General features: G+C 49.5%; 17 protein-coding genes. 4 read left to right on the top strand and 13 right to left on the bottom strand.

Features of this window, described 5'->3' with window-relative positions:
- Positions 1 to 199: 199 nt before the first annotated feature.
- A complete protein-coding gene (locus DT73_RS13165) occupies positions 200 to 1,006 on the bottom strand; it encodes a ribonuclease I (protein WP_036109567.1) in 807 nt (268 codons plus the stop codon).
- Between the two features lie 229 nt (positions 1,007 to 1,235).
- Complete coding sequence (gene dcuC, locus DT73_RS13160) at positions 1,236 to 2,612, bottom strand: anaerobic C4-dicarboxylate transporter DcuC (protein ID WP_036109565.1); 1,377 nt, start codon at positions 2,610 to 2,612, stop codon at positions 1,236 to 1,238.
- Positions 2,613 to 3,302: 690 nt separating this feature from the next.
- On the opposite strand from dcuC, the gene pagP reads away from it, so the two are divergent.
- Both pagP and cspE read left to right on the top strand, forming a co-directional pair.
- On the top strand, positions 3,303 to 3,872 hold the full coding sequence (pagP, locus tag DT73_RS13155) for a lipid IV(A) palmitoyltransferase PagP (RefSeq protein WP_036110703.1): 570 nt from the start codon (positions 3,303 to 3,305) through the stop codon (positions 3,870 to 3,872).
- A gap of 183 nt (positions 3,873 to 4,055) precedes the next feature.
- Positions 4,056 to 4,265, top strand: coding sequence for a transcription antiterminator/RNA stability regulator CspE (gene cspE, locus DT73_RS13150; protein WP_002439184.1), 210 nt, complete (start codon positions 4,056 to 4,058; stop codon positions 4,263 to 4,265).
- A 295-nt stretch (positions 4,266 to 4,560) separates the two neighbouring features.
- Here the strand turns inward: cspE and crcB are convergent, their stop codons facing one another.
- The gene (gene crcB / locus DT73_RS13145; RefSeq protein ID WP_036109559.1) at positions 4,561 to 4,962 is read right to left on the bottom strand and encodes a fluoride efflux transporter CrcB; all 402 of its coding nucleotides are present in this window, start codon (positions 4,960 to 4,962) and stop codon (positions 4,561 to 4,563) included.
- A gap of 74 nt (positions 4,963 to 5,036) precedes the next feature.
- Here crcB and DT73_RS13140 point away from each other — a divergent pair, with 74 nt between their 5' ends.
- Both DT73_RS13140 and tatE read left to right on the top strand, forming a co-directional pair.
- A complete protein-coding gene (locus DT73_RS13140; RefSeq protein ID WP_036109556.1) occupies positions 5,037 to 5,831 on the top strand; it encodes a deaminated glutathione amidase in 795 nt (264 codons plus the stop codon).
- A 143-nt stretch (positions 5,832 to 5,974) separates the two neighbouring features.
- Positions 5,975 to 6,190, top strand: a complete 216-nt coding sequence (gene tatE / locus DT73_RS13135) for a twin-arginine translocase subunit TatE (protein ID WP_036109553.1) — start codon at positions 5,975 to 5,977, stop codon at positions 6,188 to 6,190.
- 120 nt (positions 6,191 to 6,310) lie between these two features.
- On the opposite strand, the gene lipA is transcribed toward tatE, so the two are convergent.
- The 10 genes from lipA to rsfS form a co-directional block, all read right to left on the bottom strand.
- Positions 6,311 to 7,276, bottom strand: coding sequence for a lipoyl synthase (gene lipA, locus DT73_RS13130; protein ID WP_036109550.1), 966 nt, complete (start codon positions 7,274 to 7,276; stop codon positions 6,311 to 6,313).
- A gap of 184 nt (positions 7,277 to 7,460) precedes the next feature.
- On the bottom strand, positions 7,461 to 8,438 hold the full coding sequence (locus DT73_RS13125) for a YbeF family transcriptional regulator (protein WP_036109549.1): 978 nt from the start codon (positions 8,436 to 8,438) through the stop codon (positions 7,461 to 7,463).
- Positions 8,439 to 8,698: 260 nt separating this feature from the next.
- Entirely contained in the window at positions 8,699 to 9,385 is a 687-nt protein-coding gene (lipB, locus tag DT73_RS13120; protein WP_369792613.1) for a lipoyl(octanoyl) transferase LipB, read from the bottom strand.
- A gap of 56 nt (positions 9,386 to 9,441) precedes the next feature.
- Positions 9,442 to 9,705 carry a DUF493 family protein YbeD gene (ybeD, locus tag DT73_RS13115; protein WP_036109542.1) on the bottom strand — a complete coding sequence of 88 codons (264 nt, stop codon included), beginning with the start codon at positions 9,703 to 9,705 and terminating at the stop codon, positions 9,442 to 9,444.
- A 101-nt stretch (positions 9,706 to 9,806) separates the two neighbouring features.
- Positions 9,807 to 11,018, bottom strand: a complete 1,212-nt coding sequence (dacA, locus tag DT73_RS13110) for a D-alanyl-D-alanine carboxypeptidase DacA (RefSeq protein ID WP_036109539.1) — start codon at positions 11,016 to 11,018, stop codon at positions 9,807 to 9,809.
- Between the two features lie 138 nt (positions 11,019 to 11,156).
- A complete protein-coding gene (rlpA, locus tag DT73_RS13105) occupies positions 11,157 to 12,371 on the bottom strand; it encodes an endolytic peptidoglycan transglycosylase RlpA (protein WP_036109536.1) in 1,215 nt (404 codons plus the stop codon).
- Between the two features lie 10 nt (positions 12,372 to 12,381).
- Complete coding sequence (gene mrdB / locus DT73_RS13100) at positions 12,382 to 13,494, bottom strand: peptidoglycan glycosyltransferase MrdB (protein ID WP_036109534.1); 1,113 nt, start codon at positions 13,492 to 13,494, stop codon at positions 12,382 to 12,384.
- Between the two features lie 3 nt (positions 13,495 to 13,497).
- Positions 13,498 to 15,402 (bottom strand): peptidoglycan DD-transpeptidase MrdA, encoded by a 1,905-nt coding sequence (gene mrdA / locus DT73_RS13095; protein WP_036109504.1) that lies wholly within the window; start codon positions 15,400 to 15,402, stop codon positions 13,498 to 13,500.
- 24 nt (positions 15,403 to 15,426) lie between these two features.
- On the bottom strand, positions 15,427 to 15,897 hold the full coding sequence (gene rlmH / locus DT73_RS13090; protein ID WP_036109502.1) for a 23S rRNA (pseudouridine(1915)-N(3))-methyltransferase RlmH: 471 nt from the start codon (positions 15,895 to 15,897) through the stop codon (positions 15,427 to 15,429).
- Positions 15,898 to 15,899: 2 nt separating this feature from the next.
- Positions 15,900 to 16,217, bottom strand: coding sequence for a ribosome silencing factor (gene rsfS / locus DT73_RS13085; protein ID WP_036109500.1), 318 nt, complete (start codon positions 16,215 to 16,217; stop codon positions 15,900 to 15,902).
- Between the last annotated feature and the right edge of the window lie 232 nt (positions 16,218 to 16,449).

The following is a 16,449-nucleotide window of genomic DNA, read 5'->3' as shown; positions in this document are numbered from 1 at the left end:
TGACCGAGGAATGAAGAATAAATGAAGCTTTTCATGGGAGTGAATGAAATTAAATTGTGGCAAAAACAGGGAAGGTTACTGCCTGCAGAGGTATTAGGTTGTGAGAAAACAGCTTAAGCAGGCGCGTAATTATTCCTGTGGCATGACCATAGCAAGGGCAGGAGAGGCCCGTTGATGAAATAACGGGCATCAACATGTGTCAGAAGCCAGCCGTATCCAGGCGGAATTGTGCCGGGCAGTTCCCGGGGTGCGCTCCGGGGGAAAAACTGGCTGGTGATAAAGGTTCGTTAATGCTGCCCGCCCGAATAGCGATTTGGATTTCTGTCAGCCATGCCGGGTTGCCGTGGCACATAAAACGAAATGCTTTTACGCTTTTCTCGCCGTAAGCCTTGCTGATTGCCTGGTTAAGCGCAGCACGTGAAACGGTTTCACCATAATGGCTGGCAAGAAAAGCACCCGGCGCGCTATGACGGATTTCACTGTTAAGGCGCAGCATTGCGCCAAAATAGTCGTCAGGTGCAAAACCAAAACAGACACCGTGTTTTGCATATTCATAGCGCTCAAGGCAGGAGCTTCCGCCAGCGCCTGGCATCTGTTTGACCAGTTGTTCGGCAAGTGAAGGGGAAATGCCCGTATCGGGTGCTGAACATTTTCTGCTGGCCCTGGCTTCCGGCATATTGGGTGCCGGGCGGGTTGCACAACCAAAGCGCATCCAACGCTGCCTGTCCACCCCTTGCCGGGCAATACTGCGTGGCAGATCCGGCCATAATCCGTGAATTGTCAGAAACTGTGTTTTGTCTGCCTGTTCTTGCTGGTTCTGGCACTCGCTGGGTAATACACGCTGGTTTTGGTGCATTGTTTCGCAAAATCCGGGCTGCCATGAGAGTGCCAGCACATAGTGGTCAAAATCACTATAGCGCTGTGCCTGTAATGGAGCGCTATAGCCCGGTACGGAAACAGATAACAGTGTGGCAAGAAAACAGCCGGTTATTGTACGGATAATCATGGGGTAATCATTGAATGTGTTGCAGTTGTGTTTAGCGCTACAGTGTAGCCCTTTTCGGGGGCTGAGTCTGATGACAAATATCATGTTCGCACAGAACGAGAGGATGTCACCCAATAAAAAACCAGGAAAATCAATTTATTGATTTTCGCCCGCTAACTAAAAAGAAGGAAAAACCACGCTTTTTCCTTCTTTTTCATCAATCTGAGCCCCCTTTCGGGGGCAGTGCGAATTAAGGCGCTACCACGGTTGCAGGAACCAGAATTTCGGTTGCGACAATGACCACTATCAGGCCAACCAGCACAGGTACAGATGTGCGTTTTACAACTTCAAAAGGGGATATTTTCGCCATACCGGCAACGGCAACCACCACGCCTGATACGGGAGAAATGGTTCTCCCCAGGTTAGATGCCTGAAGCATCGGAATGGTTAAATATGCCGGATTAATGCCTGACTGGTGTGCCAGGCGAGGAATCAGCTCAACAAATGCGTAGAATGGGGCATTACCGGAGCCTGTCGTCATCGCCGCTAACATAGTCAGAACCACCAGCACCAGCATCAGAATAATGCTGCCGGAACCAAAGGATGTCGCTATGGATATCAGACTCTGGATAAACCCAATAGTACTTAGCCCTTGCGCAAATAACCCGGCGGCTACTAACAGCATAACCACATTGGCAAAGGCGTCGGCCATGCCTCGCCAGGCCACATCCAGCCCGGCAAAAACCGTTTTGGTATTGAAGCTGCGCAAAAATTCGATGATGGCGGACAACAGCATGCAAATGACCAGGATGGTGATGATGTGCAGGCTGGGGCCCCATTTACCGTCAAAAATTAATACCCCAATGATGGGGGTGAAGGGCAGAATCGCGTAGAAAGACGGGGCTTTGGTGTCAATTTCTTTGACATCCAGTTGCTCGCTGGCAATGTTTTCTTTTTTATCAAGAAAGCGCTGCCAGAAAAAATGCGCAATGGCCATGCAGATAATTGCCGCAATAGAAACAGGCAGCGTGGTTTTAAACGCAAAATTGACCAGTTCCATTTCTGACGCTTTGGCAGCAAGCACTACATCGCCAGACGTGGGTGACAAAATGATGGCGGCAGGAGAGGCACAAATTGCGGCAGCGGCACCACGGCTGATACCGACATTGACCATCACCGGGAACAGCGTTGCCATTAACAACACGCCAAGCCCGGTTGCGGAGGAGACCGCCAGTGACATCAGGCAGGCGACAAAATAAGCTGCAACCATCAGTAAATAAGGCGAGTTGATGAATTGCAGTGGTTTGGATGCCAGCTTTACCACCATGTCATTGGCGCCAATATGCGTCATATATGCTGCAAAACCGCACAGCACCATGATCATCATGCCCAGATCGCCACCGCGGCTCATCAACAAAATTTTGATGTATTCCACGATATCGACGCTGAGAAAACCAGTGCCTGTTTCACTGGCAGGCAGAATACGGTGACCCATGATGGCACTGATGATAAGTAACACCAGGCCGCCGACAAACAACACGCCGGTAGCGGAGTAGCCTTTGATGATGTAACGGGCAACGCCGACAATGACCAGAATGCCAACGGCAAGTTCAAAAAGAGTGAGCATAGTTTCCCCTGTTTGTGGCTAAACGCGCACGTTGGTTCATGGCATAGCATGGCTATGAGGCAGAACCGTGACGCTTAGTAACACAGTGTAAATTATGTAAGTAACGCAGAGGAATGTGCCTAATCATTCCACTTTTTTTGCTGACAAAAATCAATAAAGCAGCAATAAAATCTGATATTTTGCGCTTTTCTGGCTCTGCTGTGCTGGCTGAATGGTTGTAAATGTTGCCAGTTTGTCATGCACTGGCCTGGGGTTTTTTGTTGGTATCTATTTACTGGAAAACCATGGTGGCTAAAAAAGAATTAATAACGGTTACTGGTATTTGTTATTCAATAATAAAAATAACCAGGATTTTTCTGTGTTATAAACTGCGCGTAAAATGGCATGTTATGATGGCCCGCAAACAAGGAGTATTCAGTTTATATATTCCATTGTATTCATCAGAATGGCGATTAATAGTTTATTGGAGCAATGTAGCACTCGCAAGGTACGCCAGGCCTGGCTTGTGATGCGGGGCATGCTGTGGCCTCAATACTCATTGGCTCAGAAAATGTGAGGCGTTTTTTCGGAATTGTGAATCTTGCTTTTTAAAAAAATAATTTTTTCGATTCTTTGTTCAGGTTCTATTAATAAAAGCACCAGTAATCTGTGCTTGTTTGGAAAGTATTTGGTGGCGATAAAGTGATCAAGATGATTAAGCATTTACTCGTAGTATGTGGTTTATTGGCACCCTGCCTGTTTTCATCGCAGGTGCAGGCAAATGATGGTGGCAGTGACGGTGGGTGGTTCAGCACCCTGACAGGGAACATTGCTGAAACCTGGCGCGAACCTCAGCACTACGATTTGTATGTCCCGGCAATTACCTGGCATGCGCGTTTTGCCTACGATAAAGAAAAAACAGATAAATACAATGAGCGCCCCTGGGGGGCCGGGTTTGGTGTTTCTCGCTGGGATGAAAAGGGTAACTGGCACGGTTTGTATTTAATGGCGTTTAAAGACTCATTTAACAAATGGGAGCCTATTGGTGGGTATGGCTGGGAGGCTACCTGGCGGCCAGTCAGCGCAGATTCACGTTTCCATGTGGGGTTGGGTTATACCCTGGGCGTAACAGCGCGAGATAACTGGAACTATATCCCGATTCCTGTGGTGTTGCCTATGGCGTCTGTTGGCTACGGCCCGGCAACATTCCAGATGACGTACATCCCGGGAACTTATAACAATGGTAACGTCTATTTTGCCTGGTTACGCTTCCAGTTCTGATAGCTGCTGCGAAATTTTTTTCGTGCCCATTGTACGAAAAAGCAAAGGGTTATCGTCCAGAAAGCAAAAAGAAAGCGATTTTTATCACTTTTTAGTAAATATCAACTGGACAAACGGCACCACAATTGATGTACTGGACACCGACACGGTATTTGTGTCGTTTTTTCATAAAAGGTAATTTTGATGTCTAAGATTAAAGGTAACGTTAAGTGGTTTAATGAGTCCAAAGGATTCGGTTTCATTACTCCGGAAGATGGCAGCAAAGACGTGTTCGTACACTTCTCTGCAATCCAGAGCAATGGTTTCAAAACTCTGGCTGAAGGTCAGCGTGTAGAGTTCGAAATCACTAACGGTGCCAAAGGCCCTTCTGCTGCTAACGTAATTGCTCTGTAATAACGTCTGGCTGAGAACGACAAAACCCGCCTTCAGGCGGGTTTTTTTTGTTCAAAATCTGGCGTTTTACCACACCAGCCCGGCAACCCGGTTACGCCGGGTGCGGCTAAAGTTTATTTTCAACTGAACAAGTAGAGTTTTAAAAAGCAACCGACAATAAGTGCGCTTAACAATAGTGTACTGATGTTTACCAGGCTTTCTTTCATTATGGTGCCCATGTCTGTGTGATTGATTCAGGCAGATACTGGCAGAGAAAGATGAAGCCTACATTAACGCACCTGTTTGGTAACCAAAATTATCGTGCTGCCAGTACTGAAACCAGCCAAAATGCGAGCCCGGTCATAATGAGCGAACCTGCCAGGTTAACCACGACATTAGTCGCGGCCCAGGCCGGGCGCCCGTCCTGAAGTAAAAACACCACTTCTGATGAAAATGTTGAGAACGTAGTCAAACCACCACAAAAACCTGTGGTAATTAATAGCTTCCACATGGGGTCGAGGTTGGTCAGGCGGCTAAAACTTGCCAGCGCAATACCAATAATAAAAGCACCAAGTAAGTTAGCTGAAAGCGTACCCATTGGGATGGCGTGATGAAGGGGATTCAGGCGTTGGCTAATCAACCAGCGACAAATACTCCCAAGGCCGCCACCAATAAATACCGCAAATAACATCTGCATAAGGTATATCTCATTAATCATTAAAGCAGAAAGTCTACCGCGCAAGCTGGCTATGGGGTAGTGTTGATTCACGCAATGTGTCGGGGAGTGTTTGTATGAATGTTGCAGCCGGGCAGTTTGCCGTTATGCCAGACTGGCAGAGTAATTTAGCTCAATGCCGTTTGTTAGTCAGTGAGGCTATTGAGAAACACGCCAATTTACTGGTATTGCCAGAAGCTATTCAGGCAAGGGATAACTCCGACCCGGGTTATTCCGTGCGGCACGGACAAACCCTTGACGGACCATTTATTCAGGGAATGTGCCAGCTCACAGAAAATTGTGACCTGACACTGGTGTTTACCATGCACATACCTGACGCCGCCGGACGGGTGACAAATTCCTTGCTTGCTTTGCACCGTGGGCAGGTGACTGCGCGCTATGATAAATTACATCTGTATGATGCATTTAATGTTCAGGAGTCCAGGTTTGTCAGCCCGGGGCAGGCTCTTACGCCATTGATTGCCGTTGGCGACCTGATGGTGGGGGTGATGACCTGCTATGATATACGTTTCCCTGAGCAGGCCATGAGCCTTGCACTGGCTGGCGCACATGTTCTGGTGGTGCCAGCTGCATGGCTAAAGGGTGAAAATAAAGTGCACCACTGGCAAACATTACTGGCGGCGCGGGCTCTTGATACCACCTGTTATATTGTGGCAAGTGGCGAGTGTGGAGAGAAGAATATTGGCATGAGCCAGATTATTGATCCTATGGGCAATGTGCTTGCCAGTGCCAGCAATCAACCGGGGTTGATTGCCAGTGAAATTACTCTGGAGCGTGTGGAGCAGGTTCGCGCCCGGTTGCCGGTGCTGGCAAACCGGCGTTTTTTGCCTCCGGTGCTGGGTAACAACTGAGTGTGTTTGATTCACTTTGTTACAGAATTATTTTGTATACGCGGCGTTAATAACCGTTAATAGCACAGGGCTATGTAGGTAATGCACTGTGGTGGGGTATAGTGCTTTACAGGCGAGTATGGCTGAAGCTTAAGAAGGTAAGTATGGGTGAGATTAGTATTACTAAATTGCTGGTTGTAGGGGCATTGATCGTGTTGCTTTTCGGTACGAAGAAGTTACGTACCCTGGGAAGCGACCTGGGCTCTGCGGTGAAAGGGTTCAAGAAAGCCATGAGTGAAGACGATAATAACCAGGCGATTATCTCTGGCGAAAAAAATGACGCGCAAGAAACGCGCGAGCGCCTGAACAACAAAGAGTAATCTTGTGAGTCTGTGAAATGACTGGCCTGTGCAGGGGCAGCTATTTCTGATGAGGTTACAAAACATATAAAAAAACCGGCAAAGCCGGTTTTTTTATGCTGTAAGCCTGGTGGCTCAGGTTTATTTCACTTCTTCGCCACGCGCCTGCAAATCAGCATGATAAGACGAGCGCACAAATGGGCCACAAGCTGCGTGGGTAAAGCCCATTGCCAGTGCTTCAGCTTTCATTTCATCAAACTCTTCCGGGGTGACATAACGCTGAACCGGCAGATGATGGCGGCTTGGCTGCAGATATTGCCCCAGAGTAAGCATCGTTACACCATGGCGGCGCAGGTCACGCATAACCTCGATGATTTCTTCATTGGTTTCACCCAGACCAACCATCAGGCCTGATTTGGTCGGAATTTCCGGATGTGCTTCTTTGAAGCGTTCGAGTAATTTCAGTGACCAGTTGTAATCAGCACCCGGGCGTACCTGGCGGTACAGGCGGGGAACGTTTTCCAGATTATGGTTGAAAACATCTGGTGGAGTGGCAGTGAGAATTTCCAGCGCACGGTCCATTCTTCCACGAAAATCGGGAACCAGTGTTTCAATTTTTATATTCGGGCTTTCACGGCGAATGGCTGCAATGCAATCAGCAAAGTGTTGAGCACCACCGTCACGCAGGTCGTCACGGTCAACTGAAGTGACAACCACATAACGCAGACCCATATCGGCAATTGTGCGCGCCAGTTTTTCTGCTTCACCGGCATCTGGTGCAACCGGGCGGCCATGGGCAACGTCACAGAATGGGCAGCGACGGGTACAAATTGCACCGAGGATCATAAAGGTTGCCGTGCCGTGGTTGAAGCACTCGGCAAGGTTAGGGCAGGATGCTTCTTCACAAACAGAGTGAAGGCCATTTTTACGCATGGCAGCTTTGATACCCTGAATACGGGTGGAGTCCGCCGGGAGTTTGATTTTCATCCACTCCGGCTTTCTTAACAGCTCCTGGCGTTCAGTGGCGACGTTTTTCACCGGGATTAGCGCCATTTTGTCGGCATCCCGGTATTTAACACCGCGTTCCATGACAATGGGTTTACTCATAGCGTGCGTATTCCAGTTGCGGATATCGAGTGAAAACGTTTCAATTCAATCAAATGTTGTATTTATCAACTATTTTTGAATTAATGGCAGGCAGTATAACATTTATATTGTTGTGAAAGCAGCCTGCCGGGCACGCAAAACGTGATTTTAGTGTAAATAAGTTGTTATTTTGTGCGTTTGTCGGTCAGAGTATCGCTTCACCGTGTTTTTGCACAAATGCACCCTGAATCGTTTCCATGCAGTTGCGTAACACCTCGTCATGCTGGCTGAGTTTGTTATAAAACAGATGCGTTTCGAATTTACCTCCGGCAAAGCCTTCACACTCAATTTCTCGCAGATTCCAGTTATCCCGGAACATGTGGTACAACCCGGAAGACATAAAACCAACCAGATCACTGTTCGCCAGCATGGCTGCCAGTGTGAGGACATTGTAACTACTGAAGGTTATTTGCCGGTCGGGGAATGTCTGCTCAACCACATTACGCACGTCTGGCAAGATATCATCCTGCAACACCAGCATGGTTTGCTGCTGTTGGTTCAGAATATCTAATGATACCTCGTCGGTTAATGCCGGGTGGTCACTGCGGCAAACTATCACCACTCGTTCTTCAAACAAGCGAAAACTGCCTATTTTGCTCATTACCGGCCGGCGGGTATCTATCACCATGTCTGCCTGAAGCTGGCTTAACTGCGTTTCTGCCTGAGAAATAGGGACATTATTAATGTTGATATTGGGGCAACGGCGGTGAATCGCTTTATAAATTGTTGGCATTACCAGCGCCCCAACGGAAGGGTGGGTCGCAATTGTAATGGTGCGTTGTGCATTACTGACTTCGTTGAACTCCAGTGCGCCCAGTATGGATGAAAGCCCCTGGCTGATATATTCGTGCAGGTGGGCGGCATAACTGGTGGGCATGATCCCCTGCCCATTACGCACAAACAACGGGTCAGGAAAAACATTTCGCAGTTTTTGAATGGACTGACTGATGGCGGAAGGGGTGAGATTCAACGCCCTTGCTGCGTTGACAATGCCTTTGTGAATGTAAACTGCTTCAAATACCGTCAATAAGTTAAGATCAATAGTGCGCAGTGCCTGGAAACCACTCAGGCGGGCACTATTTGAACGGGAAAGTAAATTATTATCCTTGCCAGTATTATTCATTCTTTCTCCCATTTTTAGAATGTGTTGTCTGTTTGCTGAAAAATGCGTCGTCTATTTTGGGCACAAGGAAACACCGCCGTTTTGAAAGACAAAACGGCAAAGCACTTTTTATATAAGTTTGCTGTTGTGCTAAGTGCTTGCACAACATGAATAAAAGGTAGACGTAAAGTGACGATTAAGCAAAAAAATAGCGAAGGATAAAATTCAATTAAATAATCTAATAAACCGAAACAAAATCATTCTTGTTTCGGTTTTTCTGATTATTTGCTGGCTACAGAAATCGGCGGGTTACCCAGCAAACGCAAAAAATTATCCAACAGTATGGGTTGAATATCTGCTACTTGCGCGCCTGGGCGAAACTGGTTGACCTGGGTCATTTTCATCCCGGCATAGCCACAGGGGTTAATGCGTAAAAAAGGGGTGAGATCCATATTGATGTTCAGCGCCAGGCCGTGAAATGAACACCCTTTGCGAATACGCAGCCCAAGAGAACAGATTTTATCTTCACCGACATAAACGCCCGGTGCATCGGGCCGGGCATGGGCTTCGATATCCAGGGTTGCAAGGGTATTGACTACACATTGTTCCAGTACCGTTACCAGTTCACGCACACCCAGTTTACGGCGTTTGAGGTTGAGCAGTACATACATCACTTGTTGGCCCGGGCCATGATAAGTGACCTGGCCGCCACGGTCGCTCTGAATAACGGGAATATCACCTGTGGCTAACAGGTGCTCAGCTTTACCTGCCTGGCCCTGAGTAAACACTGGGTTGTGCTCTACCAGCCAAATTTCATCGGGGGTAGTTTCATCACGAGTATCAGTAAACTGATGCATGGCGAGTGACACAGGTTCATAAGGCTGCAGGCCAAGATGGCGGATTAGAATGGTATCTTGAGACAAGACAGATGTTTCCGGAGTCAGGAATACAGGCGGACAGTATAGCATAGCGGAACCAACAAATACCCGGCCTTCAGGCCGGGTGGCGGGGAACAACGTGTCGGTTACAGAACCATACGGACAATTTCAATTTTGCCCAGTTCTTCGTAAAGCGTTTCTACCTGTTCAACATGAGTTGCCGTAATAGTGATGGATACGGAATGGTAGTTACCTTTACTGCTGGGTTTGATTTGAGGTGTGTAGTCACCAGGCGCATGACGCTGTACAACCTCAACAACCCTGTCCACCAGTTCAGGTTGAGCCAGACCCATTACTTTGTAGGTAAAGGGGCAGGGGAACTCAAGGAGTTCATTCAGTTTGGTTTTCATGTCAGCTCCAGCAAAAATAAAAAACGAACTCCCGCCTGAGCGGGAGTTCCAGTGTTACATAGTATATGGGGGCAGCCGTCACACTTTCAAGTGTGCGGTTTTTAACCAAACCAGTGGTGGAACATCAGTTTGATGTAATCAATCATCCGGCCAAAGAAGTTGCCTTCCTGAATTTCATTCAGGACAACCAGTGGGCGCTGATCAATTGTTTTACCGTCCAACTGGAAGTTAATGGTACCCACTACCTGATTTTTTTGCAGTGGCGCATGTAATTCCGTGTTGTTCAGCACATAACTGGCTTTCAGATCTTTCATCCGGCCACGAGGAATGGTCAGCCAAACGTCTTTATCCACACCCAGTGATGCGCGGTCGCTGTCACCAAACCATACGGGTTCAGAAGCGAATTCTTTACCTGCTTTAATCGGGTTAACGGATTCAAAGAAACGGAAGCCCCAGGTCAGCAGTTTTTTGCTTTCCACTTCGCGGCCTTTGAATGTCCGCCCGCCCATAACTGCGGAGATAAGACGCATATTGCCATCAGTGGCTGAAGCAACCAGGTTATAACCTGCTTTGTCAGTATGGCCGGTTTTGATGCCATCCACGTTCAGGCTTTTATCCCACAGCAAACCATTACGGTTCATCTGGCGAATGCCATTAAAGGTGAATTCTTTTTCTTTATAGACGGAGTATTCGTTTGGAACATCACGAATCAGCGCCTGGCCCAGTAACGCCATATCACGTGCTGAGCTGTACTGGCCATCGGCATCCAGACCATGGACTGTCTGGAAATGGGTGTTTTTCATACCCAGTGCATTTACGTAGCTGTTCATCAGGCCAACGAAGGCATCCTGACTACCCGCAACGAAATCCGCCATCGCCACGCAGGCGTCGTTCCCGGACTGCAGGTTAATCCCGCGAATCAACTGAGAAACCGGCACCTGCATACCGGGTTTGAGAAACATCAGCGATGAACCTCTGAATACCGGGTTACCTGTTGCCCAGGCGTCTTTCCCGATAGTCACTACAGCGCTTTCATCGAACTTACCCGCTTTCATTGCCTGACCAATAACATAGCTGGTCATCATTTTGGTCAGACTCGCCGGGTCGCGGCGCTCGTCAGCATTTTGTTCGGCAAGTACTTTGCCTGAGTTGTAATCAATAAGAATGTATGACTCAGCGTCGATTTGCGGTACGCCAGGAATCATCGTTTTGATGTTCAGGTCATCAGCCCTGGCTAACCCAGTAGCGGCCAGTGTTAACGCAGCCCCAAAGGCAATACGCTTTACAGCATTAGCGGAGAAAGTGGTATTCATGGTCAGAACAGCAACATCCGTGATGGAATTAGAAAAAGTGACTTACTATAACAAATGGTTTTTTACCTGGCACCAGACTTTGCGCATGAGTTTGTTAATGTTATTTACGCAAACTGACAAAGCTGGTGCCAGCAGAACTTATTGAGCTGGCGCAGCGGTAATAAATGACTGCTGTTGCGCTTCGTTAAGCAGGCGTTGCTGCAGGCTGATTGCCTGGCTGCGGCTGCTAAATGGCCCCAGTTGTACTCGCCAGATGGCGCCATTTTGCGTTACCAGACCGGGAACACTAAATTGCTGGCTCAGTTTTTGCTGCCACTGTTGTGCACGCCCGGCATCACTTACTGCGCCCACCTGGACAACATAACCCCCGCTTGCCACCGTGGCGCTACGCCCGGCGACACTCCCCTGAATGGAACCCGGCGCAGTGACAGGATCACTGTGCAGGCCAAGGGCCGGGTTAACCGGTGCTGGCGCAGGTTGTTCGGTTGTGGCCGAAGTGCTGGCTGCCGGTGTTTGATCCGGTGGTGTCACCATTTGTGAGGTGGCAGTGGCTCCGGCAGCAGTAGCTGCGCTGCCAGATGTAACGCCTGTGTCTGTGGTTGCCTGTGATGCTGCCGGAGCCAGAAAACCACCGCTTTGTGCTGGTGTACTGGTATTCTGCGGCTGGAGAGTACTGTTACTGATAGCCTGCACGTCGCCGTTTTGCGGTTGTGCCGCAGGAACAGCTGAAGATGCACTACCTAACCCGGAGTTGAGGTCCGGGCGGGCGGGCAGGGCGTAAGTTTGTTTGGCAACAGTAATGCACGCCATACCCGGGCCAGACATTGTGCCATCCTGGGCGACCAGAATCGGGTCGATACGCACGCGGGTATTATTGGACATATTCAGGCGGTCGGCAGCGGCACGAGATACCGCGACAACCCGCCCGTCATCGTAAGGGCCACGATCATTGATCTTAACAATCAACATTCTGCCATTGGCAAGGTTGGTAATCCGCGCGTAACTCGGGATTGGCAGTGTCGGGTGTGCTGCAGTAAGCTGCGTTGGGTCGAACACTTCCCCGGATGCCGTGAGGTTACTGTTTGGTTCGGCATCATAAATAGCAGCAAGCCCGCTTTGACTGAAGCGCGATGGGTCCTGGACAATGGTAAAAGTCCGGCCATCCCGTTGGTAGTTTTGGTTCGCTGTAGCCGATGGGGTTTCATAGTGCGGTTCGGCGCCAGATACCTCAACGGTTGGTCCATTACATACTGGTGTGGCGGGCACTTGTTCAACACCTGCCTGCTGTTGCTCCCCACTACAGGCCGCCAGTAAAAGTGCGGCAACACAAACTCCAGGCCATTGCTTGCGCATCACTTACCTCTTATACGTTTTTCGATAACAGTTTTCGATGGGTGTGTATCGACATAACAATACCAAACCCCGCCATGAGTACGATAAGCGCGGAACCACCATAACTTACCAGCGGCAGGGGGACGCCCACCACCGGTAGAATTCCACTAACCATACCAATATTAACAAAGACATAAACAAACAAAATCAGCATCAGGCCACCGGCCATCACGCGGCCAAAAGTGGTCTGCGCGTGTGCGGCAATCCACAGCCCACGCATAATCAGCAATAAATACAGCGTTAGCAGAACCAGCACGCCAACCAGGCCAAGTTCTTCAGCCAGTACGGCAAAAATAAAGTCAGTATGGCGCTCTGGTAAAAACTCCAGTTGGGATTGCGTACCATGCAGCCAGCCTTTACCTCGTAACCCGCCGGAACCAATCGCAATTTTAGACTGAATAATGTGATACCCGGCACCCAGTGGGTCGCTCTCTGGATTGAGCAGCATCATGACGCGGGCGCGCTGGTAATCATGCATCAGGAAGAACCACAAAACCGGAATAAATGCCGCCACCAGTATTACGGCTATACCAATTAAGCGCCAGCTCATCCCCGAAAGGAACAGTACGAAGATACCGGATGCAGCAATCAGGATGGATGTCCCCAGGTCTGGCTGAGCAGCAACCAGCAGGGTTGGCATAAAGATAAGCGCCAGTGCGATAGCTGTGTTTTTGAGTGTGGGCGGGCAGACATCGCGGTTAATAAAGCGGGCCACCATCAGTGGCACCGCAATTTTGGCAATTTCTGATGGCTGAAAACGCACAATGCCGAGATCCAGCCAGCGTTGAGCCCCTTTGGATATTGCCCCAAAGGCGTCAACGGCGACCAGTAACACAATACAGATGATATACAGCCAGGGAGCCCAACCTTCATAGACCCGCGGGGGCACCTGAGCCAGCACTATCATGATAACCAGCCCCATACAAATCTGGGCGATTTTGCGTTCCATCATGCCCGGGTCTTGCCCGCTGGCGCTCCAGACAACCAGGGCGCTGTAAAGTAACAGTGCCAGAATGGTGACCATCAGCAAGGGATCGATGTGTATCTTATCCCAGAGGGACTTTTTGTTCGGGTTGTCAGTCATGGGTTATTGATCCTCTCCGGCGACGTGTTGGGCAGGGGAGTCAGTTGGTAACGCGGTGTTGTTATCGCCTAGCATAATATGATCGAGAATTTGCCGAACGACGGTACCAACCGCCGGGCCTGCACCGCCGTTTTCCAGAATAATGGAAACCGCGACGCGCGGATTATCATAAGGCGCAAACGCGGTCATAAGTTTATGGTCGCGCAGGCGCTCGGAAATTTTGTGGGCGTTATAGGTTTCATTGGCTTTCAGGCCAAAGACCTGCGCTGTCCCGGATTTTGCTGCAATTTTATAGGGTGCGCCGGCGAAATAACGGTGCGCTGTACCGTTAGGGCGGTTTGCCACACCATACATCCCATCTCTGGCAATTTCCCAGAAGCCGGAATGGATATCACCAATGTGACCATCTTCTTTTTGGACCCAGGGCACTTTTTTGCCATCTACGACAGTATCCATCAACAAATGCGGTGTTTTAATGACGCCATTGTTAATCAGTGTCATCAGCGCTTTGTTCATCTGGATGGGGGTGGCTGTCCAGTAACCCTGACCAATCCCAACCGGGATGGTATCCCCCTGGTACCAGGGTTTCTTGAACCGCTTGAGTTTCCATTCGCGGGTAGGCATGTTGCCGGAACGTTCCTCTGCCAGGTCGATACCTGTCAGGTGACCGTAACCAAATTTGCCCATCCATTCAGACAGGCGGTCTATCCCCATGTCGTAGGCGACCTGGTAGAAGAAGGTATCTGCAGACTCTTCAAGCGCTTTGGTTACATTAAGGTGCCCATGACCCCATTTTTTCCAGTCACGGTAACGCTTCTCAGAACCTGGCAGTTGCCACCACCCCGGGTCAAACAGGCTGGTGCTGCGGGTAATCACACCGGCAGTCAGGGCTGATACCGCAACATAAGGTTTTACTGTGGAGGCTGGCGGGTAAATCCCTTGTGTTGCACGGTTAACCAATGGAGTATCCGGGTCATGCAGCAGGCCAGAGTAGTCTTTGGAGGAAATGCCATCAACAAACAGGTTCGGGTTATAGCTGGGCATGGACACAAGAGCAAGAATCGCACCTGTACGTGGGTCTGTGACAATAGTTGCGGCCCGGCTGCCTGCCAGCAGTGTTTCAATGTAGCTTTGTAACTGGAAGTCGAGCGTCAGGTAAATATCATGACCGGCCTGAGGCGGTACTTCTTTTAACTGGCGAATGACGCGCCCACGGTTATTGACCTCGACTTCTTCATAGCCGGTCTGACCATGGAGCAGGTCTTCATAATAGCGTTCAATACCCAATTTGCCGATATCATGGGTCGCGGCATAGTTAGCCAGTTTCCCTTCTTTATCCAGACGGTCAACATCACGGTCGTTGATTTTGGAAACATAACCGATGACATGAGTCAGGGCTGAACCGTAGGGATAATAGCGGCGTTTGTAGCCTTTGACTTCCACACCCGGGAAACGGTACTGGTTAACGGCAAAGCGGGCAACCTGTTCTTCGTTCAGGTTAACTTTGACTGGAATGGAAGTGAAACGGTGAGAACGGGAGCGTTCTTTCTTGAAATTGGCGATATCATCGTCTGTCAGGTTAACCACCGGGCGTAACGCATCCAGCGTACCCTGCACGCTGTCTACTTTTTCGGGCATCATTTCTAACTGGTAAATGGTGCGGTTAAGCGCCAGTGGCGTACCGTTCCTGTCGTAGATGATGCCGCGTGTCGGCGCGATGGGAACCAGCTTGATACGGTTTTCGTTCGAGCGGGTTTGGTAGTCATCATGCCGGACGATTTGCAGATTATAGAGGTTGGCTACCAGTACCCCAGTCAGCGCCAGAATACCGGTAAAGGCCACTAATGCCCTGCGCACAAAAAGCGCGGACTCAGCCGTATAATCGCGAAAAGAATCCTGTAATTTCATCCGCTGCTTAATCTACCTGGTGCATTACTCACGATGATAGGGATGATTCGTGGTGATACTCCACGCCCTGTATAAACTTTCCGCGACTAAAACGCGCACCAGTGGGTGCGGCAGTGTCAGAGTGGAAAGAGACCAACTTTGCTCTGCTGCTGCTTTACATGCAGGAGAAAGACCTTCGGGGCCGCCAATTAATAAGCTGACATCGCGGCCATCCTGCTTCCAGCGTTCAAGTTGTTCAGCCAGTTGCGTCGTATCCCAGGGTTTACCTGGAATATCCAGAGTGACGATTCGGTTACCTTTCCCGGCAACGGCGAGCATGGCTTCGCCTTCTTTGTCGAGAATACGTTTTATATCTGCATTTTTCCCGCGTTTGCCTGCCGGTACTTCAACCAGCTCGAAAGGCATATCTTTAGGGAAACGACGCAGGTATTCACTGAAACCGGTCTGTACCCAGTCGGGCATTTTGGTCCCGACGGCAACTAACTGAAGCTTCACACTTAACTCCAGAGTTTTTCCAGTTCATACAGGTGACGGCTTTCTTCCTGCATAACGTGCACAATCACATCGCCCAGGTCAACAACCACCCAGTCAGCACCGTTCTCACCTTCCACACCCAGTGGCTGCAGCCCAGCCTGACGTGAAGCCTGAACAACATGATCGGCAATGGAGATGACATGGCGGCTGGATGTACCGGTGCAAATAATCATGCAGTCAGTGATACTGGATTTGCCTTTGACATCAATGGCAATAATGTCCTGACCTTTCAGATCATCAATTTTGTCGACAATAAAGTCCTGGAGTGCTTTACCCTGCAAGTGTTCCCCCTGGTGGATTAACAATGTGTGATGGTGCCTGCATGATACCACGCTGATGGCTCAGACCTGGCCGGCCAGCAGCATTACGCCAGGCGAGCTATCTTCCCACTGGCCGGGCTGGAATGCATCGCCATTTTTGTAAAACAATTTAGAAATGGCGGCGCAGGCAATTCTGGCTGCGGAGAATAACAGGCTGACAAGGGGTGTCAATGCCAGAATTGACCCATAAGCC

Source organism: Mangrovibacter sp. MFB070, from assembly GCF_000705335.1.
In the GTDB taxonomy this organism is placed as follows: Bacteria; Pseudomonadota; Gammaproteobacteria; order Enterobacterales; family Enterobacteriaceae; genus Mangrovibacter; species Mangrovibacter plantisponsor.
This window is presented reverse-complemented; position numbering and strand designations above follow the sequence as displayed.

Coding starts and splice junctions, on each gene's coding strand:
- DT73_RS13165 (WP_036109567.1), bottom strand. CDS start 1,006: ATGATTATCCGTACAATAACCGGCTGTTTTCTTGCCACACTGTTATCT.
- dcuC (WP_036109565.1), bottom strand. CDS start 2,612: ATGCTCACTCTTTTTGAACTTGCCGTTGGCATTCTGGTCATTGTCGGC.
- pagP (WP_036110703.1), top strand. CDS start 3,303: ATGATTAAGCATTTACTCGTAGTATGTGGTTTATTGGCACCCTGCCTG.
- cspE (WP_002439184.1), top strand. CDS start 4,056: ATGTCTAAGATTAAAGGTAACGTTAAGTGGTTTAATGAGTCCAAAGGA.
- crcB (WP_036109559.1), bottom strand. CDS start 4,962: ATGATTAATGAGATATACCTTATGCAGATGTTATTTGCGGTATTTATT.
- DT73_RS13140 (WP_036109556.1), top strand. CDS start 5,037: ATGAATGTTGCAGCCGGGCAGTTTGCCGTTATGCCAGACTGGCAGAGT.
- tatE (WP_036109553.1), top strand. CDS start 5,975: ATGGGTGAGATTAGTATTACTAAATTGCTGGTTGTAGGGGCATTGATC.
- lipA (WP_036109550.1), bottom strand. CDS start 7,276: ATGAGTAAACCCATTGTCATGGAACGCGGTGTTAAATACCGGGATGCC.
- DT73_RS13125 (WP_036109549.1), bottom strand. CDS start 8,438: ATGAATAATACTGGCAAGGATAATAATTTACTTTCCCGTTCAAATAGT.
- lipB (WP_369792613.1), bottom strand. CDS start 9,385: ATGCTATACTGTCCGCCTGTATTCCTGACTCCGGAAACATCTGTCTTG.
- ybeD (WP_036109542.1), bottom strand. CDS start 9,705: ATGAAAACCAAACTGAATGAACTCCTTGAGTTCCCCTGCCCCTTTACC.
- dacA (WP_036109539.1), bottom strand. CDS start 11,018: ATGAATACCACTTTCTCCGCTAATGCTGTAAAGCGTATTGCCTTTGGG.
- rlpA (WP_036109536.1), bottom strand. CDS start 12,371: ATGCGCAAGCAATGGCCTGGAGTTTGTGTTGCCGCACTTTTACTGGCG.
- mrdB (WP_036109534.1), bottom strand. CDS start 13,494: ATGACTGACAACCCGAACAAAAAGTCCCTCTGGGATAAGATACACATC.
- mrdA (WP_036109504.1), bottom strand. CDS start 15,402: ATGAAATTACAGGATTCTTTTCGCGATTATACGGCTGAGTCCGCGCTT.